Origin of the sequence: Niallia sp. FSL M8-0099 (assembly GCF_038006945.1) — a bacterium.
GTDB lineage: Bacteria > Bacillota > Bacilli > Bacillales > Cytobacillaceae > Niallia > Niallia circulans.
Window position 1 is genome coordinate 347,889 of record NZ_JBBOWF010000001.1, and the last position, 22,693, is coordinate 370,581.

The window sequence follows — 22,693 nt, forward strand, 5'->3', positions numbered from 1 at the left end:
TAGTTATCGGCGTAGTGTTAACAACAAACTTCAGTAGAAATGAAAGCTGATTTTTTGCCGATTCTGAGGATTTTTATTAAACTAGTTGGTAGTGGAGGGGAATATAAATGCTGACAAAAAGATATAGCATGATGACAGAACACGAGCTCCGTATGGAAATATCCACTTTAAATGATCAAGCAAAAAAAGCAGAGCAGCTTGGTATGGTTAATGAATATGCTGTTTTAGAAAGAAAAGCAGTTCTTGCCAAATCGTATTTATTAAATCCTAAAGATTATAAAGCTAATGAAATATATGAAATAGAAGGCGATCCAGGAGTTCTTTTTCAAATCGATTATATGAATGGCGTTTTTGCGTGGGGAAAGCGACAAGTAGATGGAAGCCAAGAAGAGGGGATTCCGATCGCATTATTAAAAAAGAAAGCATAAGGAAAAGAGAGGAGGGACCAAACGTGGTCTCTCCCTCTTTCCTGCAGAATAAAAATCTGCTTATTTTTTTGGTTTGCGATGTGAGGAAGCATGCATTCTCTCTTGAGGATGTGTATTGATTGTGCCATTGGCTCTTTTCGAAGCGTATTCTGTTTTTGCTCTCGGTTCTCCCTCAAGCTTAACATCATTTGTATTATCTACATTTCCCATCGTCATACCTCCAAAGAATCAACTAAGTCAAAGGTAATAAACTTCAACTTTGTTTATTACAATGGATAGTATTTGTTAATTACCAGCAATCTATTAGTAAAAACAAAAAAGAAAGAAGGAATGAAATAATGCATGAAGCACAGAAGAAATTAGTGGAGCGGCTATTGGAGCTTAATTCGTTTATTTCAGTCGGCCAAGCACAAACATGGGTGGAATTATTATGGGAGGATTTTGAGGCAACCTATGCTAAAGCGGGTCGTAAATATCAGGGAGAAGAAGTAACGGAACGAGTTGTTAGTCAGTGGATTGAGAACTACGGGGGAAAGCTTCATGAATTTGTAGCTGAAAACCCAAAATATAAAGAATTCCTTGCAGATGATAAAAAGAAATTGCATTAAAAAGAGGTCGACTTTAAAAGTCGACCATTTTTCATGCTAATTGGTTAAGATATCGAGTTTCTTTTTCAGCTTATCTTCACTAAAGATCCAGCCTGTGTAGGAAGTGATGATATTCAAGTTTAGATCGAGATGAACAACGGCGACAAATGGATAGTGCCCGTTGCTTCGGTAGCGTAAATCAATGAAGCGGACTTGGTATTGGTCATCCAGCTCGATAACTTCCCATCTAAATACAGGAGAGAAGGATAGGAAAGCAGATAGGTTCTTATCTTTTTGAGCTGCGGTTAGGACTGGTGTATCTGGAACTGGAATACGATGGAACTTATCATAGATTTCAATTTCGTGCTGATGGGACCTGCCGACATAGAAGGAGTCGTCGGTCATCACAGCGATACGCCAATGGTTATATCTCATGGTTGGCGATAAAATGATTTCCTTTGCATCTGGAATTCTTTTTTTCACATTTATTTTTACCTGCCGTTGTGTAAATACCCGCAGAAGGTAATAGCCAATCAGTACGATATATAAAGTTAAAAAGGTATATCCAGGATCTGATCCAAATACCCAAAATAAGATTGCTGCAATATGCATGGAGAAAATGATGGGATCAAATGTATTAATAATCCCCAATGCGACCCATTTATTTGTAAAAGGACGTAGAGCCTGTGTTCCATAGGCATTAAATATATCGACAAATACATGCAGGAAAACAGCTATAAACGTCCAAAGCCATAAATGAAACAAATTTGCCTCTGGGAAAAGCGGGTACATGACAGCAAGTATAAGTAGAGGCCACAAAAGTACTGCTGGGATGGAGTGTGTCACTCCACGATGGTTGCGTATATAAACAGCATTATTTCTTAATTTTAATACTGTATCGATATCTGGTATTTGTGAGCCGATGATAGTGGCGATTATTACACCAGTTGTTGTTGCAGGATCAGAAGCAACAACTGGGTCTAACGTGGCTAACCCGCCAAGCGCAATCCCCATAACAATATGTGTTCCTGTATCCAAAATACCAAACCTCCCTGATTTTCTCTCCGAATTATTTGGATGAAAACACCATAATTACAATAAAAATATCCTTTTCTTTTTTCTTAACAAAAGATACACTACAAACAGTTAACATATTCGCATAATGAAAAATACGGATAATGTTATTAAATAATAAATAAAGTTGGCAAACAATCGGACAAACGCGTAATTTTATCAAAAAATAGCTCTTCTATTTAAAATGAGGCAAATTTACATATTTATACTTATTATTGCTATCAAACTTGGCTATTGGTAAGAACGTGAATCATTTTGTGCTACTTTCATTCTATCCCATTCCATCCTATGATGCACACCATGTCCAATAGTAGTAAAAGAAATCTATATATTGTTATTCCCAAAAAAAAATAATAATTAACATCTGGAGGTTATCGTGACAGATAGGCAAGAAATAATCAAAAATCAAGTAGATGTCGAGCGGTTTAGAGAAGATTTATTAAATTGGTTTACAGAGGAACAAAGGGAACTGCCATGGAGACAAGATCAAGATCCCTATAAAGTATGGGTATCTGAAATCATGCTTCAGCAAACAAAGGTAGATACGGTTATCCCTTATTTTAATCGATTCATTTCTCAATTTCCAACCATTGAGGCGTTGTCAGAGGCAGAAGAAGAAAAAGTACTGAAGGCCTGGGAAGGATTAGGTTATTATTCAAGAGCGCGTAATTTACATGCTGCTGTTAAGGAAGTGCATGAAAAGTACGGGGGCAAAGTGCCAGATACTCCGAAAGAAATTGCGTCCTTAAAAGGAGTAGGACCTTATACAGCCGGTGCAATTTTAAGTATAGCATATGGAGTTCCAGAACCTGCTGTTGATGGAAATGTAATGAGAGTTTTATCGAGGATTCTCTCGATTTGGGAAGATATTGCAAAACCAAAAACAAGAAAGACATTTGAAGAAGCAGTACGTGTGCTGATCTCGCATGAGAATCCGTCCTTTTTCAATCAAGCGCTTATGGAGCTCGGTGCCTTAATTTGTACACCAACTTCTCCTTCGTGCCTGCTTTGTCCAGTAAGAGAGCATTGTCATGCCTTTGAGGATGGGACTGTTACAGAGCTTCCTGTAAAGACAAAAACGAAGAAACAAAAGTCAATCCAGCTTGCGGCAGTCGTTTTAACAGATGAAGAGGGACGAACATTGATTCATAAACGGCCAAATACAGGATTGCTGGCAAATTTATGGGAATTTCCTAATATGGAAATTGTTCAAGTGTTAAAGAGCGAGAAAGCACAGCTTGAGGAGAAGCTGTTAGAAGACTATCAGGCTAAAGTAGAAGTTGGCGAAATGATTACTAGGATTGAACATGTTTTTTCACATTTGATCTGGAACATCAATGTATATAGCGGAAAGTTAATAGCATTAAAAGAGGAAAAGGAAGATATCAGAAGAGTAAATGCGGATGAAATTGCACCATTCCCATTCCCTGTATCTCATCAGAAGATGCTGAAATTTTTACCAGAGCAAGTGAAGAAAGGGTGACCATTTGTGGTCATCCCCTATTACTCATAGCTTACTTCTGTCCCATGTGTATAATCAGCTTCGTTTCTTTTTAACCCGCCTCTATTTTCGATTTCCTCTATGATGCTGCGGTGAATACTGACACCTTCGCTATTGAGATAAGGCGTCATTTGCTGCAGGGAGTGATGAAAGTAGGCAAGTTCATTATCTTTCCAATCTGATTTAGCGATAAGGGCTAATTCGGTCATATCTCTGCCAACATACATGTGTTATACCTTCCTTTACTTTTCCCGTATTCTCCTCTATTGTGTGGATGTTGATTGCGAAGTATGCATGAATAGAGGTAAAATGAGAAGTAAATGGATGGGAAAGGAATTAATAAGAATGACAAACAAAGTAGCATTAATTACAGGAAGCAGTAGAGGAATCGGAAAGGCAACAGCCATTCGCTTAGCCAAAGAAGGCTATGATATTGTTATCAACTATGCAAGAAGCAAAAAAGCAGCACAAGAAACTGCTGACGAGATTACGGCGCTTGGCAGAAAAGTGCTTCTAGTAAAAGCAAATGTTGGAGATGTAGACAAAATAAAGGCGATGTTTGCAGAAGTAAAAGCAGAGTTTGGGCGCTTAGATGTATTTATTAACAACGCAGCATCTGGGGTATTACGACCAATTATGGAGTTAGAAGAATCTCACTGGAATTGGACAATGAATATTAATAGTAAAGCCTTATTATTCTGTGCGCAAGAAGCAGCGAAGCTAATGGATAAAGGCGGAAAAATCGTTAGCATCAGCTCGCTGGGAGCGATTCGCTATTTAGAAAACTATACAACAGTTGGAGTGAGTAAAGCTGCTGTAGAGGCCTTAACTAGATATTTAGCGGTAGAATTAGCACCGAAAAATATTGTAGTAAATGCTGTTTCCGGTGGAGCAGTTGATACAGAGGCATTAACACATTTTCCAAATAGAGAAGAATTGCTTCAAGCGGCAGCGGAAAAAACACCGGCTGGCAGAATGGTCGAAATGGAAGATCTCGTCAATACTGTCATGTTCTTAGTAAGCGATGATGCAAGCATGATAAGAGGACAAACGATTATTGTGGATGGCGGTATTTCGTTGCTAGTATAAGCGGGCCGGGCGGTTTGGTTTGTGGAAAAAAGGAGATTTCCTATAAAGGAGAACTCCTTTTTTTTCTATCGATATGGATTTTATTGGTAATAAAAAACTTTGGATAGAAACGAAGTGTCTGGGACAAATTAATAGGCGTGGAGGTGATATTCATGGCTAAAAAAGCTGGTGCTACACAAAGTGGAACTAACATTCAAGAAGTAAAACAACAAAACGCTCAAGCAGGCCAAGGTCAACAATTTGGTACTGAATTTGCAAGCGAAACAAACGCTTCAGAAGTAAGAAAGCAAAATCAACAAGCTGAATCTAGAAAATCTCAAAACACAAGCAAATAATGCAAACAAAGGGCACTTCACTTACGGGAGAGTGCCCTTTGCTTTTGTTATCGAAACTTTTTATGTTCGACAAAACTTCTTCTTTGTCTACAGAAGTAGTCAAAGGAATTAACATACATACGAAGAAATAGTAAAAGGTAGAGTTAATAGAAAAAGGGCCGTTCCCTTTTTATAAGTTGAAACATATAAATCAATACAGTACCTAAAAATGAAGAGTAGGATGTGTTTTTTCATGGATGTATTTAATGGTTTAGTTGGAGAGCAAATGCGAATTATGGAAAAACTGCTATATTTACAAGGAGAATTAGAAAGGTGTGAAGAGATAGAAGCACAACTACTAATTCTCCAAAAAGAAACGGAACTAAAAGAAGTGCAAATAGAAATCAGCAATATGAAGGAAGAGCTAAAGAAAATACAAAAAATCTTTGAATTACAAACAGAAAAAGTTATTAAAGTCTACCAAGAAAATGAACTGAAACTATCATCTAGTTCATAAAAATATGGAATATTTAAAACCATTGTGTAATTTCAATGGTTCTTTTGTTTTAAATTTACTAGAGAACCGTTATAATAAGAAAAAAGAGGAATCGTACTTTGTTGCCTTAAAGGAAATAATGAATCGCTTTTAGTATGTAACAGGTTACAAAGCGTCCGTAAATAGAAAGTAGGGGAGAAATAAAAATGGGCGTACCTATCGAGGGTGAACCAATACAAATTCACAGTTATAAGCATAATGGGCACATCCATCGAATCTGGGACGAAACAACAATACTTAAAGGGACGCAGAACTTAATTATAGGTGGCAATGATCGTACAATTGTTACGGAATCAGATGGAAGAACGTGGGTAACACGTGAACCGGCAATCTGTTATTTTCATTCCCAACAATGGTTTAATGTCATTGGCATGCTTAGAGAAGATGGCATTCATTATTATTGCAACCTAAGCTCACCGTTTATTTACGATGGAGAGGCACTTAAGTATATTGATTATGATTTGGACATCAAAATCTTTCCGGATATGACATTCAATTTACTAGATGAAGATGAGTATGAACGTCACCGCCAAGAAATGAAATATCCAGAGGTCATTGATCGTATTTTGAAGACGCAAGTAACGCAATTAATACATTGGATAAGACAAAGAAAAGGTCCCTTTGCACCAGATTTTGTTGATTTGTGGTATGAAAGATACTTAACGTACAGAAGTTAATATGGATGACTGAAAAAAGCATGTTGAATTTCAGCAGGCTTTTTTCTTATGCATTCGCTGCGAATAGTGATAAAATGGTTCATTGTTATTAAAACGATTAAGAGTTCGAAGATTGATGGCTCGTGGGCCGTTTGGTTTGGGGAATGAGTGATGTTTAGAGGGGGTTGATTCTGTGCCCGATTTGGTTTTGAAAGTGAGTTGAAGAAAATAGAGAGGGGCTCACTGTGTCCGAAGCGAAAAGAAAATGCGCGAACCGAGAAGAAAGAGTGGAAAAAGGTAAAAGAGACCCATCCCTCTGTGCCCGTTTCAAAAGAGCACAGAGCAGATCAGCCATGCTCACCAGTTTACGCGCTATCTTTCACAGTGTTTTTAACAGAATGAGCTAAAATGAAGTTTTCCAAACACAAAAAAAGGAAAAAGAACAAACGCAACATAGAGAGGGGAGTATATGTGGACAGTATTAAAAGGTATATGACCTTTGTAAAGCCATACCGATGGCAAATCATAGGTACAATCATTATCGGCATTGTGAAATTTGCCATTCCGCTATTAATTCCATTGTTATTAAAATATGTAATTGATGATATTATCAATAATCCAGCCTTAGATCAGACCACTAAAATGAGCAATCTGTGGACAATCATGATCATTATGACCATTGTCTTTATCGTGGTGAGACCACCGATTGAATACTATCGTCAATATTTCGCTCAATGGACCTCTAATAAAATTCTGTATGATATTAGAGATCAGCTTTTTATGCATCTGCAGAAATTGAGCCTGAAATATTATTCCAATACCCGTGCAGGGGAAGTTATTTCCCGTGTCATAAATGATGTGGAACAAACGAAAAACTTTATTTTAACCGGCCTAATGAATTTATGGTTAGATGCCGTAACGATTTTGATTACAATCGGAATCATGTTCACGATGGACGTAAAGCTAACATTTGTCTCTATTATTTTACTGCCGTTTTACGCGCTTTCCGTAAGCTACTTTTTTGGGAATTTACGCAAATTAACAAGAGAAAGATCCCAAGCTTTAGCAGGCGTACAAAGCTTTCTCCATGAAAGAGTCCAAGGAATTTCGGTTATTAAAAGCTTTGCGACAGAAAATCATGAACAAAAGCATTTCCAAAAGTATAATAATACCTTCTTGGAAAAAGCGGTCAATCATACGAAATGGAATGCGAAAGCGTTCGCTGTCGTCAATACGATTACCGATATTTCGCCATTGATTGTAATTGCCTATTCAGGCTACCAAGTATTGAATGGCGATATATCGCTTGGAGCGATGATGGCATTTTTTGCGTATATTGAAAGATTATATAATCCATTGAGAAGATTAGTGAATTCCTCTACGACCTTAACACAGTCTATCGCATCAATGGACAGGGTGTTTGATTTAATTGATGAAAAATACGATATTCAAGATAAACCAAATGCAGTTCCTTGTACAAATGTAAAAGGAGATATTACTTTTGAAGAAGTGGACTTTGCTTACGATACAAACGATCCGAAAGTATTAGATAATATTTCCTTACATATTAAACAAGGAGAGACAGTAGCGTTTGTTGGTATGAGCGGTGGCGGTAAGTCTTCCTTGATAAGTCTTATTCCAAGATTCTTTGATGTAACAGGAGGGAGAATTCTCTTAGACGGAATAGATATCAGAGATGTGCAAGCACGTTCCTTGCGTGATCAAATTGGAATGGTTCTGCAAGAAAATATTCTCTTCAGTGAATCAATTAGGGAAAATATTATGATAGGAAAGCCTAATGCGACTGAAGAGGAAGTAATTGCCGCTGCTAAAGCTGCCAATGCTCATGACTTTATCACCCAGCTTCCAGAAGGGTATGAAACAAAAGTGGGCGAAAGAGGCGTGAAATTAAGCGGCGGTCAGAAGCAAAGAGTAGCAATTGCACGTGTATTCTTGAAAAACCCGCCAATCTTAATTTTGGACGAGGCCACTTCTGCCTTAGACTTGGAAAGTGAACAGTCCATTCAAGAATCACTAGAAAAACTGGCCAAAGACAGAACGACCCTAATTGTAGCCCATCGATTATCTACGATTACTCATGCCGATCGCATCATTTTGATTGAACATGGAAAAATTATGGAAGATGGTACACATGAGGAACTAATGAAATTGCAAGGTCATTATCACGATCTATTTCAAATTCAGCAATTAGGAAATTAGAGATAAAAAAAGGATCCAGAAGCAAGTACTGGATCCTTTTTTATTTTACTCTTCAATCGTTACATCAGCTTCATGCTGATGATGAACTTGAATGGAAGTGATTAATGTATCTAGATGCTCTACATTCTCGTCATATTCAATAATGGCAGAAACAATTTGCATCATATGATATTGCTTTAATTCTTCTTCATTTTCAAGTACGGATGGTTCTGTCTCTTTATAGTAAAGCATTAACTCTTGGAAAAGCATATTTCGGTCAAGAGAAATGCTGCCTTCTTCAAAAACAACATTTGGCTTTACTTTTCCAATAAATTTAAGCATGACATGTTCATGATGGTGAATAAGGCAGTCAAGCTGCTGTTGAATAATATTTTGAAAATCCTCCGGCAAACTTAATAACTCATTTTCATATCGATGAATCTTTTTCAAGGTTTGAAAAGATTTCTTTAATGTGGCAATCATTTGCCGGTAAATGACTAATTTTCTCGTTTTTAATAAAGTTGTTCTTTTAAAATAATTCCGCTCTTCTTTGTACAGGATATATAACTGATCAATGCGCATTAAACGTTCCGACATTTTATCGATATCATTCTTTAACAGACTATGTTCCGATGCATGTCTAATGTTTAGGCGGATCCATTTTGTTATTTCCTCACTTAAATCGGAAAGTTGATTGTACAATTTATTTTCATACTTAGGTGGTATAAAAATCAGATTGACAGTCGAAGCAGAAAGAATTCCGAGCATTACCGTCGAGAAGCGAATAATCGCAAAGGTAATGAAATCATCTGTAGGTGATTCCATAATGGCAATCAAGGTAACTACAGATAAAGTAATTGTCTTTTCTAAGTGTAATTTTAAGTTGATTGTAATAACAATGATGGCGGCAAGTCCAATAATAAAAACGTTGTTACCAAAGCTTAATACAAAGATGACTGCGATAATAGCACCAATGATATTGCCTTGTACTTGTTCAATGATCGATAAATAAGAACGATAGACAGTTGGCTGTATAGCAAAAATGGCAGAAATTCCTGCGAAAACAGGAGTTGGTGCATTTAAAAGTTGCGCTAGAAATAAAGCTAACACGATGGCGATTCCTGTTTTCAGAACGCGCGCTCCTAATGTCATAAATAAGTGTTCCTTTCATTTAATCTTTCTAACTATTTTCTTATACCCCTTACTTTTTGCGAAAAACACGAAAAGTAAACACAATAATGTACTATACATTGATTAGATGTGAACTTCAATAGACTGATGACTGATTTTTTCTTTTTTCGAAGGATTTTAAAAAAATGGACATATTGTTGTTAAAATTGAAATGGTTTTACATAATAGTAGAAGGTGTAAAACGTTCTAATGGGGGACTGATTTCCGCTGAGGGCGCGGGGCAGGCGGGGAGTCTTCTCGGCGTTCATTCCGCTTCAATCATCTGTGGTGGAATTTTAGAGAGAGCTTATATCTATTTAATTTAAAAGAGGAAGAGATAGTAGATCACTTTTGTGAAAATAAAAAAGGTCCAGAATTCCTCTGAACCTTTTTCTAAACTTAAAACTTATATTCTTCTTTTAATGCAGCGAACGCTTGGTCAACCGCGTGCAGGGTTGCTTCGATATCTTCTTCTGTATGCGCGATAGTGATGAACCATGCTTCGTATTTGGATGGTGCCAGCATGATTCCTTGTTCTACTAATAGCTTGAAGAAGCGGCCAAACATTTCACTGTCAGTGCTTTCTGCTTGTTTGTAGTTGTAGACCTTCTCGGTAGTAAAGAAGACAGTAAGTGCTCCTTTTAGGCGGTTAATAGTAATTGGAACATTGTATTTGGCAGCTGCTTCTAAAATGCCATTTTCTAATAATGCGCCTAATTTATCGAGATGATCGTATACGCCTTCTTGCTTTAATACTTCTAGACAAGCGATTCCAGCTTGGATGGAGGCTGGATTTCCAGCATGAGTTCCTGCTTGGTATGCTGGTCCAACTGGTGCCACTTGATCCATGATTTCTTTTCTTCCGCCATAAGCGCCGATTGGAAGACCGCCGCCGATTACTTTTCCTAAGGCGGTCAGGTCAGGGTAAACACCTAATAAATCCTGTGCTCCACCGTAAGTAAAGCGGAAAGCAGTAATTACCTCATCATAAATAACAAGTGCGCCTGCTGCATGTGTTAAATCATTAATTCCCTGTAAAAATCCTTCCACTGGTTCAACAATTCCGAAGTTCCCAACGATTGGCTCGACAAGAACGGCGGCCACTTGATCGCCCCATTTATCCAATGCATCTTTATAGGCATCTAAATCATTGAAAGGAACCGTGATAACGTCTGCAGCAATTACTGCAGGAACACCGGCAGAATCTGGTGTGCCAAGCGTAGAAGGACCTGAACCAGCTGCAACAAGCATTGGATCAGAGTGACCATGATAGCATCCAGCGAATTTGATGACTTTATTTCTGCCAGTATACGCGCGAGCAACACGAATGGTAGTCATTACTGCTTCTGTTCCAGAATTCATAAAACGAATTTTTTCCATGGAAGGAATTGCTTCCTGCAGCATTTTCGCGAATTTCACTTCATGCGGAGTTGGCGTTCCGAATAATAGGCCAGTTTCTGCAGCGCGTGTTACTGCCTTTGTAATATGTGGATGAGCATGTCCTGTAACAATCGGACCGTATGCAGCTAAATAATCGATATATTGATTTCCGTCTACATCAAAGAAGTAAGCACCTTGTCCTCTTTCCATTACAATCGGTGATCCGCCGCCAACCGCCTTATAAGAGCGCGAAGGACTGTTGACACCTCCAACAATAATCTCTAAAGCTTCTTCATGCAATCGTTCTGAATTTGTATGTAACATATAAACCTCCTATAAATCGTATCATTCTATAAAAAATACCTTCCCCCATTTTAGCACTTTTTAAAAGAAGTTAAAGGGAAACAGCTTTTTAACCTAAGAGTACCTTTCCTACGTTTTCAATAGGAGAAATGGATAAACGAATAAATAAACAAGACAAGCATAGATATTAATGATAGAGGAATCACATTTATGCAAGGAAGTAAGGAGGTAAGGAAATGTTTTATGTCTTATTAGCACTCATTCTATTTTTTATTGCAATGAGCTTAAAAACACTATTTGTTCCTTACCGCAGAAAAGAAAAATGGGTCTCATTCGAGAATTTTATGTACTTAATCTTTGTCTATATCACCATTATGATTGGCTTTGGTCTAATCTATACATTATTCCAGATGAATGGCATCCCGGTTTATAATGATGGACAGGCGCCTTCTTTAAATTATGATTTCTTTCATACACTCCATACGAGTATTTATTTTAGCGGGGTGACCTTATTTTCCGTAGGGTTTGGTGATTTAATGCCAATTGGTATGGGACGAATGGTTGTCCTTATTGAAGCATTGATCGGATACACGATTCCTGCTGCTTTCGTAGCACGAGCAGTATTTGATCTGAACAACTAGCAAACTGCTTTTCTTGATTCATGGAAGCATTTTAGGTAGGCTTGAATAAAAAAGCAAAGGCGGGATACAATGTCTGTTCATATTGGAGAAGCAGTGCCAGATTTTGAATTAGAAGCAAATAATGGAGAGAAAATAAAATTATCCGATTATCGAGGGAGGAATGTTGTCTTATATTTTTATCCGAAAGATATGACACCAGGATGTACAACAGAAGCATGTGATTTTCGCGATAATCATGAAGATTTCCAAGGATACAACGCAGTAGTACTAGGAGTCAGCCCTGATCCGATTTCAAGACATCAGAAATTTATTGAAAAGCACGAGCTGCCATTCCCATTATTATCGGATGAAAATCATGAAGTAGCGGAAAGCTTTGATGTCTGGAAACTAAAAAAGAATTTCGGAAAAGAGTATATGGGAATTGAAAGATCAACCTTCTTGATCGATAAAGAAGGGAAGCTTGTGAAGGAATGGCGCAAAGTAAAAGTCGCTGGTCATGTAGAAGAAATCAAACAAGCTTTAGAAAAAATCGAAGCCTAATTTTTAAGGTAGGGACTTTTGTCCATTCATTAAAAGCCGAAGAGCATATTGTATAGTGAGCATATACCTCCTCATATATATGTCGGTGGCCAACGAAAGCGTTCGTTGGTCTTTTTTTATGGAGAAAAGGGGAAATGGATAAAACTTCTGGTGAAAAAAGTAAGGTCTCATGCATATAATATAAGTGTATTATCAATAACATCTTAGCATCGACTATTATGTAATAGTATCTATTGTTAAATAATCATTATTGTTTATTCAGATTGTTCATACATCTAGAAAACCGCGCTCTTACAGTAACTGTGTTGACAAAACCCTCCTATTATTAGTACACTATTTATAAACATTATAAAATAAGAATATCTTTTAGAAATGGGGTGCATGTCCGTGGAACATAATGAGTTGCAAGAAGCTCTTGATAAGCTGAAAGAAACAGGAGTGCGCATTACCCCGCAGCGTCATGCGATACTTGAATATTTAATAAGCTCAATGTCACATCCGACTGCCGATGAAATTTATAAAGCACTTGAAGGCAAATTTCCAAATATGAGTGTAGCCACTGTTTATAATAATTTAAGAGTTTTTCGTGAAGTGAATTTAGTAAAGGAACTGACATACGGAGATTCCTCCAGCCGGTTTGATTTTATAACTTCTCACCATTATCATATTATCTGTAAAGAGTGTGGCAAAATAGTTGATTTCCATTATCCAGGACTTGATGAGGTAGAGCAATTTGCCAGCCATGTTTCAGGATTCAAAATCAGCCACCACCGTCTGGAAATTTACGGTACTTGTCCTGATTGTGCTCAAAAAGAAGCGCACTAATGTAGAGAATAGAAGAGGCTGTCTTTTTAAGAGTTACTTTCGTATAAACGTTGCGAAGGGAAATCTTAAAAAGATATCCTCTTTTTTCTGTTTAATCGTTGAAACGAGATTGAAATATTATATGGCAGAAATGATAGCAAAAAGTAATTCTATTTTTAAACAAGTTATAGTAAGATTTCATGTATGCCTTGGAAATAGGGCAGGATTTTAAGAGAAAATGTCGAAATAATACGAAACGAATAAAATTTATTCATGGAGATGGAGGAATAACGATGGAAGATATTCTTCGTCCTATATATCAAGAAAGAGCTAGCCAGACAAATACATTGGGCGTATTAATCATTGATAAGAAACAAAACGAAATGACCGTGACCGATACTTTTGATACAGTCATGCTAATTATTGTGAAAGAAGCAGAACAGCCTGTTTTTATCAAGCACTATACATATGCAGATAAGAAAGCGGCTCTACATATTGTTACAGAAAAACAATTAAGAAGCTGGATCTTATTAGGAAATAACAAAAGAATCTTTGAATGGATATACAATGGGAGAGTTGTTTTTGATCGCAATGAATTTATTTATCGACTCAAAAATGAGTTAAAAGAATTTCCCGTTAACGAAAGAAAACAAAAAATGGCGCTAGAATTCGCCAAGCTTATTAAACGATATATGGATGGGAAAGCGTTCTTTGAAAATAAACATTATCTGGACGCATATAATGATATTGTTCATTCCTTACACCATTTAGCTCGATTAGCTGTGATCGAAAATGGATTTCACCCAGAAGTAACGGTATGGAGCCAAGTAAAACAAATGGAGCCAGAAATCTATAAACTATATGTAGAATTAGTAAATAGTGATGAGCCTATTGAAAAGAGACTCGAACTATTATTCTTAGCAAGTGAATTTTTAATTCATTCAAGAATGAGAACAAGCACAAGCTATATACTCGATATATTAAAAGAAAAAGACGCTTGGACATTTAACGAACTGTTAGAAAAAGAAGAGCTGCTTATCTACGCAGTTGATTTAGGAATGTTGATCGAATACTTAATCGATAAGCATTTAATAGAAGTAGTCAACATTTCTACGAAAAGCCCAGGTGTTTATCATCGATGCTATCGTGTTTTAGAAAAAAAATAAAAAAGTTTTAGAAAAAGTGTTGACCATTATCGTAGAATAATGTTATATTAATATCCGTCGCTGAAACAACACGAACTGTTGAAGTAAACGACGGAATAGAATTTCTAAAAAACACTATTGACAATAAAGGTTGATAGATGTTATATTAGGAAAGTCGCTTCCTAAGTGACTAACTAAATTGCTCTTTGAAAACTGAACAAACAAACGTCAACAATAATCGTTTTATAATGAATGTTGTAAAACAAAAAAGTAATAAAAAGCTAGAGTTTAGCAATGAGCTAATCAACTCTTTATTGGAGAGTTTGATCCTGGCTCAGGACGAACGCTGGCGGCGTGCCTAATACATGCAAGTCGAGCGGACTTTAAAAGCTTGCTTTTAAAGTTAGCGGCGGACGGGTGAGTAACACGTGGGCAACCTGCCTGTAAGACTGGGATAACTTCGGGAAACCGGAGCTAATACCGGATAATCCTTTTCCTCTCATGAGGAAAAGCTGAAAGACGGTTTACGCTGTCACTTACAGATGGGCCCGCGGCGCATTAGCTAGTTGGTGAGGTAACGGCTCACCAAGGCGACGATGCGTAGCCGACCTGAGAGGGTGATCGGCCACACTGGGACTGAGACACGGCCCAGACTCCTACGGGAGGCAGCAGTAGGGAATCTTCCGCAATGGACGAAAGTCTGACGGAGCAACGCCGCGTGAGTGATGAAGGTTTTCGGATCGTAAAACTCTGTTGTTAGGGAAGAACAAGTACAAGAGTAACTGCTTGTACCTTGACGGTACCTAACCAGAAAGCCACGGCTAACTACGTGCCAGCAGCCGCGGTAATACGTAGGTGGCAAGCGTTGTCCGGAATTATTGGGCGTAAAGCGCGCGCAGGCGGTCCTTTAAGTCTGATGTGAAAGCCCACGGCTCAACCGTGGAGGGTCATTGGAAACTGGGGGACTTGAGTGCAGAAGAGAAGAGTGGAATTCCACGTGTAGCGGTGAAATGCGTAGAGATGTGGAGGAACACCAGTGGCGAAGGCGACTCTTTGGTCTGTAACTGACGCTGAGGCGCGAAAGCGTGGGGAGCAAACAGGATTAGATACCCTGGTAGTCCACGCCGTAAACGATGAGTGCTAAGTGTTAGAGGGTTTCCGCCCTTTAGTGCTGCAGCAAACGCATTAAGCACTCCGCCTGGGGAGTACGGCCGCAAGGCTGAAACTCAAAGGAATTGACGGGGGCCCGCACAAGCGGTGGAGCATGTGGTTTAATTCGAAGCAACGCGAAGAACCTTACCAGGTCTTGACATCCTCTGACACTCCTAGAGATAGGACGTTCCCCTTCGGGGGACAGAGTGACAGGTGGTGCATGGTTGTCGTCAGCTCGTGTCGTGAGATGTTGGGTTAAGTCCCGCAACGAGCGCAACCCTTGATCTTAGTTGCCAGCATTCAGTTGGGCACTCTAAGGTGACTGCCGGTGACAAACCGGAGGAAGGTGGGGATGACGTCAAATCATCATGCCCCTTATGACCTGGGCTACACACGTGCTACAATGGATGGTACAAAGGGCAGCAAAACCGCGAGGTCGAGCAAATCCCATAAAACCATTCTCAGTTCGGATTGTAGGCTGCAACTCGCCTACATGAAGCTGGAATCGCTAGTAATCGCGGATCAGCATGCCGCGGTGAATACGTTCCCGGGCCTTGTACACACCGCCCGTCACACCACGAGAGTTTGTAACACCCGAAGTCGGTGGGGTAACCTTTTGGAGCCAGCCGCCTAAGGTGGGATAGATGATTGGGGTGAAGTCGTAACAAGGTAGCCGTATCGGAAGGTGCGGCTGGATCACCTCCTTTCTAAGGAAAATGGAATTTACATTCCATCAAAGATTGTTGACGATTTGATTGTTCAGTTTTGAGGGAGCAATTCCTCAAAATGATAGGCTGAATAAGCCTGATTGTTCCTTGAAAACTAGATTATGTAAGAACCAAGAAAGAAACCGAGTAATCGCCATCTTAGATTCTCTATTTTAGAGAATTACTTCTTTGGAAAGTAGTCGTATTAAACGAATACTCCTTCAAAGATTGGAGAGCAAAGAGAAGCAAGTAGGTCAAGGAAGCGACCGAACGAGCACCGGAGCGTACGACAGTACGTGAGGAGCAGAGTGAAGAAGCTGACGAAGAGATACGCCGCTTATCTTTGGTCGAAACTAAGTTAAGTTAGAAAGGGCGCACGGTGGATGCCTTGGCACTAGGAGCCGATGAAGGACGGGATTAACACCGATATGCTTTGGGGAGCTGTAAGTAAGCTTTGATCCAGAGATTTCCGAATGGGGAAACCCTCTATCCGTAATGGGATAGAATCTTTACCTGAATACATAGGGTACTGAAGGCAGACCCGGGGAACTGAAACATCTAAGTACCCGGAGGAAGAGAAAGCAAACGCGATTCCCTGAGTAGCGGCGAGCGAAACGGGATTAGCCCAAACCAAGAGGCTTGCCTCTTGGGGTTGTAGGACACTCTATATGGAGTTACAAAGGAACGGGGTAGACGAATCGATCTGGAAAGGTCAGTCGTAGAAGGTAAAAACCCTGTAGTCGAAACTTCGTTCCCTCTTGAGTGTATCCTGAGTACGGCGGGACACGAGAAATCCCGTCGGAAGCAGGGAGGACCATCTCCCAAGGCTAAATACTCCCTAGTGACCGATAGTGAACCAGTACCGTGAGGGAAAGGTGAAAAGCACCCCGGAAGGGGAGTGAAATAGATCCTGAAACCGTGTGCCTACAAGTAGTTAGAGCCCATTTATGGGTGATAGCGTGCCTTTTGTAGAATGAACCGGCGAGTTACGATTACATGCGAGGTTAAGTTGAAGAGACGGAGCCGCAGCGAAAGCGAGTCTGAATAGGGCGAAATAGTATGTGGTTGTAGACCCGAAACCAGGTGATCTACCCATGTCCAGGGTGAAGTCCAGGTAACACTGGATGGAGGCCCGAACCCACGCACGTTGAAAAGTGCGGGGATGAGGTGTGGGTAGCGGAGAAATTCCAATCGAACTTGGAGATAGCTGGTTCTCTCCGAAATAGCTTTAGGGCTAGCCTCAAGATTTAGAGTATTGGAGGTAGAGCACTGTTTGGACTAGGGGCCCCCATCGGGTTACCGAATTCAGACAAACTCCGAATGCCAAATACTTATTCTTGGGAGTCAGACTACGAGTGATAAGATCCGTGGTCAAGAGGGAAACAGCCCAGACCACCAGCTAAGGTCCCAAAGTATACGTTAAGTGGAAAAGGATGTGGAGTTGCTTAGACAACCAGGATGTTGGCTTAGAAGCAGCCACCATTTAAAGAGTGCGTAATAGCTCACTGGTCGAGTGACTCTGCGCCGAAAATGTACCGGGGCTAAACGTATCACCGAAGCTGTGGATTGACATCTATGATGTCAGTGGTAGGAGAGCGTTCTAAGGGCGTTGAAGCTAGACCGTAAGGACTGGTGGAGCGCTTAGAAGTGAGAATGCCGGTATGAGTAGCGAAAGATGAGTGAGAATCTCATCCACCGAATGCCTAAGGTTTCCTGAGGAAGGCTCGTCCGCTCAGGGTTAGTCGGGACCTAAGCCGAGGCTGAAAAGCGTAGGCGATGGACAACAGGTTGATATTCCTGTACCACCTTTAAATCGTTTGAGCAATGGGGGGACGCAGGAGGATAGGGTAAGCGTGCTGTTGGATTAGCACGTCCAAGCAGTTAGGCTGGTAATGAGGCAAATCCCATTACCACATAAGCGGAGCTGTGACGGCGAGGGAAATATAGTACCGAAGTTCCTGATTCCACACTGCCAAGAAAAGCCTCTAGCGAGATTTAGGGTGCCCGTACCGCAAACCGACACAGGTAGGCGAGGAGAGAATCCTAAGGTGAGCGAGAGAACTCTCGTTAAGGAACTCGGCAAAATGACCCCGTAACTTCGGGAGAAGGGGTGCTCTTGCGGGTGCAAGCCTGCGAGAGCCGCAGTGAATAGGCCCAGGCGACTGTTTAGCAAAAACACAGGTCTCTGCGAAGCCGCAAGGCGAAGTATAGGGGCTGACACCTGCCCGGTGCTGGAAGGTTAAGAGGAGGGGTTAGCACGTTAGTGCGAAGCTCTGAATTGAAGCCCCAGTAAACGGCGGCCGTAACTATAACGGTCCTAAGGTAGCGAAATTCCTTGTCGGGTAAGTTCCGACCCGCACGAAAGGTGTAACGATCTGGGCACTGTCTCAACGAGAGACTCGGTGAAATTATAGTACCTGTGAAGATGCAGGTTACCCGCGACAGGACGGAAAGACCCCGTGGAGCTTTACTGCAGCCTGATATTGAATTTTGGTACAGCTTGTACAGGATAGGTAGGAGCCTTGGAAGCCGGAGCGCCAGCTTCGGTGGAGGCATTGGTGGGATACTACCCTGGCTGTATTGACATTCTAACCCGCACCCCTGATCGGGGTGGGAGACAGTGTCAGGTGGGCAGTTTGACTGGGGCGGTCGCCTCCTAAAAAGTAACGGAGGCGCCCAAAGGTTCCCTCAGAATGGTTGGAAATCATTCGTAGAGTGTAAAGGCACAAGGGAGCTTGACTGCGAGACCTACAAGTCGAGCAGGGACGAAAGTCGGGCTTAGTGATCCGGTGGTTCCGCATGGAAGGGCCATCGCTCAACGGATAAAAGCTACCCCGGGGATAACAGGCTTATCTCCCCCAAGAGTCCACATCGACGGGGAGGTTTGGCACCTCGATGTCGGCTCATCGCATCCTGGGGCTGTAGTCGGTCCCAAGGGTTGGGCTGTTCGCCCATTAAAGCGGTACGCGAGCTGGGTTCAGAACGTCGTGAGACAGTTCGGTCCCTATCCGTCGTGGGCGTAGGAAATTTGAGAGGAGCTGTCCTTAGTACGAGAGGACCGGGATGGACGCACCGCTGGTGTACCAGTTGTCTTGCCAAAGGCATCGCTGGGTAGCTATGTGCGGAAGGGATAAGTGCTGAAAGCATCTAAGCATGAAGCCCCCCTCAAGATGAGATTTCCCATAGCGCAAGCTAGTAAGATCCCTGAAAGATGATCAGGTTGATAGGTCAGAGGTGGAAGCGTGGCGACATGTGGAGCTGACTGATACTAATAGATCGAGGACTTAACTAAAATGAAAAGCGGAAACGCTGTTAATCGGCGATAAGCTGGACATAATGATTACTTGTTTCTTTCTTCTTACCATAATCTAGTTTTCAGGGAATAATTTTCTAAAATTATACTTGAAAAAATCTCAAAAACATGTATAATAAAATATGTCTTGAGAAAAGTCTGGTGGCGATAGCGAGAAGGTCACACCCGTTCCCATACCGAACACGGAAGTTAAGCTTCTCAGCGCCGATGGTAGTTGGGGGTTCTCCCCCTGTGAGAGTAGGACGTCGCCAGGCATACCATTATTCCGCAGTAGCTCAGTGGTAGAGCATTCGGCTGTTAACCGAACGGTCGTAGGTTCGAGTCCTACCTGCGGAGCCATATTGGAGAGCTGTCCGAGTGGCCGAAGGAGCACGATTGGAAATCGTGTAGGCGGGTAACCCTGTCTCAAGGGTTCAAATCCCTTGCTCTCCGCCATTATAACTTTTCAAATATGGCCCATTGGTCAAGCGGTTAAGACACCGCCCTTTCACGGCGGTAACACGGGTTCGAATCCCGTATGGGTCACCAATACATACCATTATACTTTATGGAGGATTAGCTCAGCTGGGAGAGCATCTGCCTTACAAGCAGAGGGTCGGCGGTTCGATCCCGTCATCCTCCACCATTAATATTATCGCGGGGTGGAGCAGTCTGGTAGCTCGTCGGGCTCATAACCCGAAGGTCGCAGGTTCAAATCCTGTCCCCGCAATCTGGTCCGGTAGTTCAGTTGGTTAGAATGCCTGCCTGTCACGCAGGAGGTCGCGGGTTCGAGTCCCGTCCGGACCGCCATTTTTCAAAAAATAAATAGCATTAAGTAATGGCTCAGTAGCTCAGTCGGTAGAGCAAAGGACTGAAAATCCTTGTGTCGGCGGTTCGATTCCGTCCTGAGCCACCTTTTATGTCGGAGGGGTAGCGAAGTGGCTAAACGCGGCGGACTGTAAATCCGCTCCTTCGGGTTCGGCGGTTCGAATCCGTCCCCCTCCACCATTCATCTAGGGGTATAGTTTAAAGGTAGAACGAAGGTCTCCAAAACCTTTGGTGTGGGTTCGATTCCTACTACCCCTGCCAATTTCAAATAAATATTATGGCGGATATGGCGAAGTGGTTAACGCATCGGATTGTGGCTCCGACACTCGTGGGTTCGATTCCCATTATTCGCCCCATTTATTTTTGACACTTTTTTTATTTTATTGCATATATATAGTATTGGGCTATAGCCAAGCGGTAAGGCAACGGACTTTGACTCCGTCACTCGTTGGTTCGAATCCAGCTAGCCCAGCCATTCGCGGAAGTAGTTCAGTGGTAGAACACCACCTTGCCAAGGTGGGGGTCGCGGGTTCGAATCCCGTCTTCCGCTCCAATATATTTATGGCGGCATAGCCAAGTGGTAAGGCAGAGGTCTGCAAAACCTTTACCACCGGTTCGAATCCGGTTGCCGCCTCCATAATCGTTTATAATTTAAATTTGTTACATATCATGCCGGGGTGGCGGAACTGGCAGACGCACAGGACTTAAAATCCTGCGGTAGGTGACTACCGTACCGGTTCGATTCCGGTCCTCGGCATTACCAAACAAATTATAAACGCGCCGGTGTGGCGGAATTGGCAGACGCGCACGACTCAAAATCGTGTTCCTTCTGGAGTGTCGGTTCGACCCCGACCACCGGTATAAAAACCCTGAGAATTTACATCTCAGGGTTTTCTTTTTATAAGGAATCAAATTCATTCCAAAAGTTACTTTTACCTGTTCAAATAGATGCTAATTTAATCGGGAATATTGAATCAATCTAGGATTAAGAGGTGAATAAAGTGTCAGTTAAGCCCTTAAAATTATACGACCAATACTCTAGAGAAGATGTATATAAAATCTTTGATGGGGTAACTCCATTTACAATAGGAGCGGGAAATTGGGGTCTACATGGACTAGTAAAAATTCCAAAGAGAAAAAAGGACTATGTGTTTTTTGTAACATTCGGACAAAAACAACTAGGCCATGATTTTGATGAAAGTATTACCGAAGATGGTATATTGACTTGGCAATCTCAACCTAAGCAAACTTTAGATAATAAAGTGATAAAACAATTGATTAGTCATAATCACTTAGTAGATAATATATACCTTTTTTTAAGAACTAAGAAGAAAAATAGTCTAACTAAACAAGTTGAACCATTTACCTATTTGGGAAGACTGGCCTACGTTATACATGATACAACTAGAGAAAAACCAGTTTATTTTAAATGGCAGATTAGAGATTGGGTAGTTCCACCTTCGGATGTATTAGTTAGAATGGATTTAAAATTAGAACCCTTAATTAATCAAAATGATATAGTTGAAGACGAATTGGTTGAAACTCAGCGGCCAAGTTCGATGCCAGATAAAACAAAAGAATCAAGAAGCTTTTATGCTTCCAAAGTAGATTATGCTGAAAACAGCAATAGAAATTCTGAACTAGGTTTAAAAGGGGAATTATTAGTTGTTGACCATCTCAGGGATGTTTTAGGATATGACACTATTCATACTTCTGTCATAGAAGGAGATGGGGCAGGGTATGATATAGAAGCTATAAAAGATGATGGTACTTCATTATACATAGAGGTCAAAACTACAAGAGGTGGAATTAATACACCATTTTTAATAACCGTAAATGAATTGGCGTTTTCTTCAGAGTATACAAGTAACTATGAATTATATAGAGTCTATGAATATGAAGATAATTGTAATTCAGGTAAGTTCTACAGAATCGTAGGGAATATTAAAGATTCACTAAACTTGAAACCTACTGTTTTTAGAGCGAAATTATAAAATAAGCTGCCATTAGTCTGTAAAACTAGTGGCAGCTTGTTTTTAATTTATTTATTTAAGATAAGTCACTGCGAGTTGCTAAGAAACTAACCTATATTGTTGTAATGTAATATTAAGATTCAGGAGCACTAACCCATAATTATCAATGATACTGATAAAAATATATTTAAAAGGGGCCAGGTATTGGCGGGACTTTTATAAATACCAATAGCACCATCAAAGTTTCTGCACGTTTAAGTGGTCTTTAGCTGTAATTATTATTTCAGTGTGTTTTTTTGGAAAAATATTCTGCCAATTAAAGTTGGTTTAAATAAGCCGAAATAGTAATATAAG

Annotated in this window: 18 protein-coding genes, 15 tRNA genes and 3 rRNA genes; 31 read left to right on the plus strand and 5 right to left on the minus strand. The window is 40.6% G+C overall.

The features are described 5' to 3' along the window. Window positions 1–107: 107 nt before the first annotated feature. The gene (locus NSQ92_RS01590) at window positions 108–428 is read left to right on the plus strand and encodes a YfhH family protein (protein WP_047944926.1); all 321 of its coding nucleotides are present in this window, start codon (window positions 108–110) and stop codon (window positions 426–428) included. A 60-nt stretch (window positions 429–488) separates the two neighbouring features. On the opposite strand, the gene NSQ92_RS01595 is transcribed toward NSQ92_RS01590, so the two are convergent. Further along, the gene (locus NSQ92_RS01595) at window positions 489–638 is read right to left on the minus strand and encodes a small, acid-soluble spore protein K (RefSeq protein ID WP_047944925.1); all 150 of its coding nucleotides are present in this window, start codon (window positions 636–638) and stop codon (window positions 489–491) included. A 128-nt stretch (window positions 639–766) separates the two neighbouring features. On the opposite strand from NSQ92_RS01595, the gene NSQ92_RS01600 reads away from it, so the two are divergent. Further along, window positions 767–1,036, plus strand: coding sequence for a YfhJ family protein (locus NSQ92_RS01600; RefSeq protein WP_047944924.1), 270 nt, complete (start codon window positions 767–769; stop codon window positions 1,034–1,036). Between the two features lie 36 nt (window positions 1,037–1,072). Here NSQ92_RS01600 and NSQ92_RS01605 read toward each other — a convergent pair whose 3' ends face one another. Further along, window positions 1,073–2,053, minus strand: a complete 981-nt coding sequence (locus tag NSQ92_RS01605; RefSeq protein ID WP_341152299.1) for a metal-dependent hydrolase — start codon at window positions 2,051–2,053, stop codon at window positions 1,073–1,075. Window positions 2,054–2,465: 412 nt separating this feature from the next. Here NSQ92_RS01605 and mutY point away from each other — a divergent pair, with 412 nt between their 5' ends. Continuing rightward, a complete protein-coding gene (mutY, locus tag NSQ92_RS01610) occupies window positions 2,466–3,572 on the plus strand; it encodes an A/G-specific adenine glycosylase (protein WP_047944920.1) in 1,107 nt (368 codons plus the stop codon). Between the two features lie 20 nt (window positions 3,573–3,592). Here mutY and NSQ92_RS01615 read toward each other — a convergent pair whose 3' ends face one another. Continuing rightward, window positions 3,593–3,817: a hypothetical protein gene (locus NSQ92_RS01615; RefSeq protein ID WP_341152300.1), complete on the minus strand. Its 225-nt coding sequence runs from the start codon at window positions 3,815–3,817 to the stop codon at window positions 3,593–3,595. A gap of 118 nt (window positions 3,818–3,935) precedes the next feature. Here NSQ92_RS01615 and fabL point away from each other — a divergent pair, with 118 nt between their 5' ends. The 5 genes from fabL to NSQ92_RS01640 all read left to right on the plus strand — a co-directional run bounded on the left by fabL (window position 3,936) and on the right by NSQ92_RS01640 (window position 8,425). Beyond that, a complete protein-coding gene (fabL, locus tag NSQ92_RS01620) occupies window positions 3,936–4,679 on the plus strand; it encodes an enoyl-[acyl-carrier-protein] reductase FabL (RefSeq protein ID WP_047944930.1) in 744 nt (247 codons plus the stop codon). 152 nt (window positions 4,680–4,831) lie between these two features. After that, window positions 4,832–5,014, plus strand: coding sequence for a gamma-type small acid-soluble spore protein (locus NSQ92_RS01625; RefSeq protein WP_047944917.1), 183 nt, complete (start codon window positions 4,832–4,834; stop codon window positions 5,012–5,014). A gap of 232 nt (window positions 5,015–5,246) precedes the next feature. After that, window positions 5,247–5,510 (plus strand): YgaB family protein, encoded by a 264-nt coding sequence (locus NSQ92_RS01630; protein ID WP_047944915.1) that lies wholly within the window; start codon window positions 5,247–5,249, stop codon window positions 5,508–5,510. 185 nt (window positions 5,511–5,695) lie between these two features. Then, the gene (gene ntdP / locus NSQ92_RS01635) at window positions 5,696–6,226 is read left to right on the plus strand and encodes a nucleoside tri-diphosphate phosphatase (RefSeq protein WP_047944913.1); all 531 of its coding nucleotides are present in this window, start codon (window positions 5,696–5,698) and stop codon (window positions 6,224–6,226) included. A 450-nt stretch (window positions 6,227–6,676) separates the two neighbouring features. Continuing rightward, entirely contained in the window at window positions 6,677–8,425 is a 1,749-nt protein-coding gene (locus NSQ92_RS01640; protein WP_341152301.1) for an ABC transporter ATP-binding protein, read from the plus strand. Window positions 8,426–8,470: 45 nt separating this feature from the next. On the opposite strand, the gene NSQ92_RS01645 is transcribed toward NSQ92_RS01640, so the two are convergent. Then, complete coding sequence (locus NSQ92_RS01645; RefSeq protein ID WP_047944910.1) at window positions 8,471–9,556, minus strand: FUSC family protein; 1,086 nt, start codon at window positions 9,554–9,556, stop codon at window positions 8,471–8,473. Between the two features lie 417 nt (window positions 9,557–9,973). After that, a complete protein-coding gene (locus NSQ92_RS01650) occupies window positions 9,974–11,278 on the minus strand; it encodes a glutamate-1-semialdehyde 2,1-aminomutase (RefSeq protein ID WP_061800640.1) in 1,305 nt (434 codons plus the stop codon). Between the two features lie 215 nt (window positions 11,279–11,493). Here NSQ92_RS01650 and NSQ92_RS01655 point away from each other — a divergent pair, with 215 nt between their 5' ends. The 23 genes from NSQ92_RS01655 (at window position 11,494) to NSQ92_RS01765 (ending at window position 22,360) form a co-directional block, all read left to right on the plus strand. Then, a complete protein-coding gene (locus NSQ92_RS01655) occupies window positions 11,494–11,898 on the plus strand; it encodes an ion channel (RefSeq protein ID WP_047944907.1) in 405 nt (134 codons plus the stop codon). A 69-nt stretch (window positions 11,899–11,967) separates the two neighbouring features. Beyond that, the gene (bcp, locus tag NSQ92_RS01660; protein ID WP_336044955.1) at window positions 11,968–12,438 is read left to right on the plus strand and encodes a thioredoxin-dependent thiol peroxidase; all 471 of its coding nucleotides are present in this window, start codon (window positions 11,968–11,970) and stop codon (window positions 12,436–12,438) included. A gap of 381 nt (window positions 12,439–12,819) precedes the next feature. After that, entirely contained in the window at window positions 12,820–13,263 is a 444-nt protein-coding gene (gene perR, locus NSQ92_RS01665; RefSeq protein WP_016202777.1) for a peroxide-responsive transcriptional repressor PerR, read from the plus strand. 272 nt (window positions 13,264–13,535) lie between these two features. Continuing rightward, entirely contained in the window at window positions 13,536–14,408 is an 873-nt protein-coding gene (locus NSQ92_RS01670) for a nucleotidyltransferase-like protein (protein ID WP_047944904.1), read from the plus strand. A gap of 290 nt (window positions 14,409–14,698) precedes the next feature. Then, a 16S ribosomal RNA gene (locus tag NSQ92_RS01675) occupies window positions 14,699–16,246 on the plus strand. A gap of 356 nt (window positions 16,247–16,602) precedes the next feature. Next, window positions 16,603–19,538 (plus strand): 23S ribosomal RNA (locus tag NSQ92_RS01680). 158 nt (window positions 19,539–19,696) lie between these two features. Next, window positions 19,697–19,813: ribosomal RNA gene (gene rrf, locus NSQ92_RS01685) — 5S ribosomal RNA — on the plus strand. Together the 16S, 23S and 5S rRNA genes with 15 tRNA genes alongside form the textbook arrangement of a ribosomal RNA operon. Window positions 19,814–19,823: 10 nt before the next feature. Continuing rightward, window positions 19,824–19,898, plus strand: a tRNA-Asn gene (locus NSQ92_RS01690). Window positions 19,899–19,902: 4 nt separating this feature from the next. Further along, window positions 19,903–19,994 (plus strand) — tRNA-Ser (locus NSQ92_RS01695). 18 nt (window positions 19,995–20,012) lie between these two features. After that, a tRNA-Glu gene (locus NSQ92_RS01700) sits at window positions 20,013–20,087 on the plus strand. 21 nt (window positions 20,088–20,108) lie between these two features. Further along, window positions 20,109–20,184 (plus strand) — tRNA-Val (locus NSQ92_RS01705). 10 nt (window positions 20,185–20,194) lie between these two features. Beyond that, a tRNA-Met gene (locus tag NSQ92_RS01710) sits at window positions 20,195–20,268 on the plus strand. Window positions 20,269–20,271: 3 nt separating this feature from the next. Beyond that, window positions 20,272–20,348 (plus strand) — tRNA-Asp (locus NSQ92_RS01715). Window positions 20,349–20,378: 30 nt separating this feature from the next. Then, window positions 20,379–20,451 (plus strand) — tRNA-Phe (locus NSQ92_RS01720). Window positions 20,452–20,462: 11 nt separating this feature from the next. Beyond that, a tRNA-Tyr gene (locus NSQ92_RS01725) sits at window positions 20,463–20,546 on the plus strand. Between the two features lie 7 nt (window positions 20,547–20,553). Then, window positions 20,554–20,627: transfer RNA gene (locus NSQ92_RS01730), tRNA-Trp, on the plus strand. Window positions 20,628–20,646: 19 nt separating this feature from the next. Beyond that, a tRNA-His gene (locus NSQ92_RS01735) sits at window positions 20,647–20,722 on the plus strand. Between the two features lie 44 nt (window positions 20,723–20,766). Further along, window positions 20,767–20,841 (plus strand) — tRNA-Gln (locus NSQ92_RS01740). A 3-nt stretch (window positions 20,842–20,844) separates the two neighbouring features. Continuing rightward, window positions 20,845–20,919: transfer RNA gene (locus tag NSQ92_RS01745), tRNA-Gly, on the plus strand. Window positions 20,920–20,929: 10 nt separating this feature from the next. Next, window positions 20,930–21,003 (plus strand) — tRNA-Cys (locus NSQ92_RS01750). A 34-nt stretch (window positions 21,004–21,037) separates the two neighbouring features. Beyond that, window positions 21,038–21,123, plus strand: a tRNA-Leu gene (locus NSQ92_RS01755). Window positions 21,124–21,145: 22 nt separating this feature from the next. After that, window positions 21,146–21,227: transfer RNA gene (locus tag NSQ92_RS01760), tRNA-Leu, on the plus strand. 140 nt (window positions 21,228–21,367) lie between these two features. After that, window positions 21,368–22,360, plus strand: a complete 993-nt coding sequence (locus NSQ92_RS01765) for a DUF3427 domain-containing protein (protein WP_341152302.1) — start codon at window positions 21,368–21,370, stop codon at window positions 22,358–22,360. Window positions 22,361–22,693 lie beyond the last annotated feature (333 nt).

Excerpts from the sequence above, each read along its gene's own strand:
- NSQ92_RS01590 (WP_047944926.1), top strand. The coding sequence starts at position 108 with ATGCTGACAAAAAGATATAGCATGATGACAGAACACGAGCTCCGTATG.
- NSQ92_RS01595 (WP_047944925.1), bottom strand. The coding sequence starts at position 638 with ATGGGAAATGTAGATAATACAAATGATGTTAAGCTTGAGGGAGAACCG.
- NSQ92_RS01600 (WP_047944924.1), top strand. The coding sequence starts at position 767 with ATGCATGAAGCACAGAAGAAATTAGTGGAGCGGCTATTGGAGCTTAAT.
- NSQ92_RS01615 (WP_341152300.1), bottom strand. The coding sequence starts at position 3,817 with ATGTATGTTGGCAGAGATATGACCGAATTAGCCCTTATCGCTAAATCA.
- fabL (WP_047944930.1), top strand. The coding sequence starts at position 3,936 with ATGACAAACAAAGTAGCATTAATTACAGGAAGCAGTAGAGGAATCGGA.
- NSQ92_RS01625 (WP_047944917.1), top strand. The coding sequence starts at position 4,832 with ATGGCTAAAAAAGCTGGTGCTACACAAAGTGGAACTAACATTCAAGAA.
- NSQ92_RS01630 (WP_047944915.1), top strand. The coding sequence starts at position 5,247 with ATGGATGTATTTAATGGTTTAGTTGGAGAGCAAATGCGAATTATGGAA.
- ntdP (WP_047944913.1), top strand. The coding sequence starts at position 5,696 with ATGGGCGTACCTATCGAGGGTGAACCAATACAAATTCACAGTTATAAG.
- NSQ92_RS01645 (WP_047944910.1), bottom strand. The coding sequence starts at position 9,556 with ATGACATTAGGAGCGCGCGTTCTGAAAACAGGAATCGCCATCGTGTTA.
- NSQ92_RS01650 (WP_061800640.1), bottom strand. The coding sequence starts at position 11,278 with ATGTTACATACAAATTCAGAACGATTGCATGAAGAAGCTTTAGAGATT.
- NSQ92_RS01655 (WP_047944907.1), top strand. The coding sequence starts at position 11,494 with ATGTTTTATGTCTTATTAGCACTCATTCTATTTTTTATTGCAATGAGC.
- bcp (WP_336044955.1), top strand. The coding sequence starts at position 11,968 with ATGTCTGTTCATATTGGAGAAGCAGTGCCAGATTTTGAATTAGAAGCA.
- perR (WP_016202777.1), top strand. The coding sequence starts at position 12,820 with ATGTCCGTGGAACATAATGAGTTGCAAGAAGCTCTTGATAAGCTGAAA.
- NSQ92_RS01670 (WP_047944904.1), top strand. The coding sequence starts at position 13,536 with ATGGAAGATATTCTTCGTCCTATATATCAAGAAAGAGCTAGCCAGACA.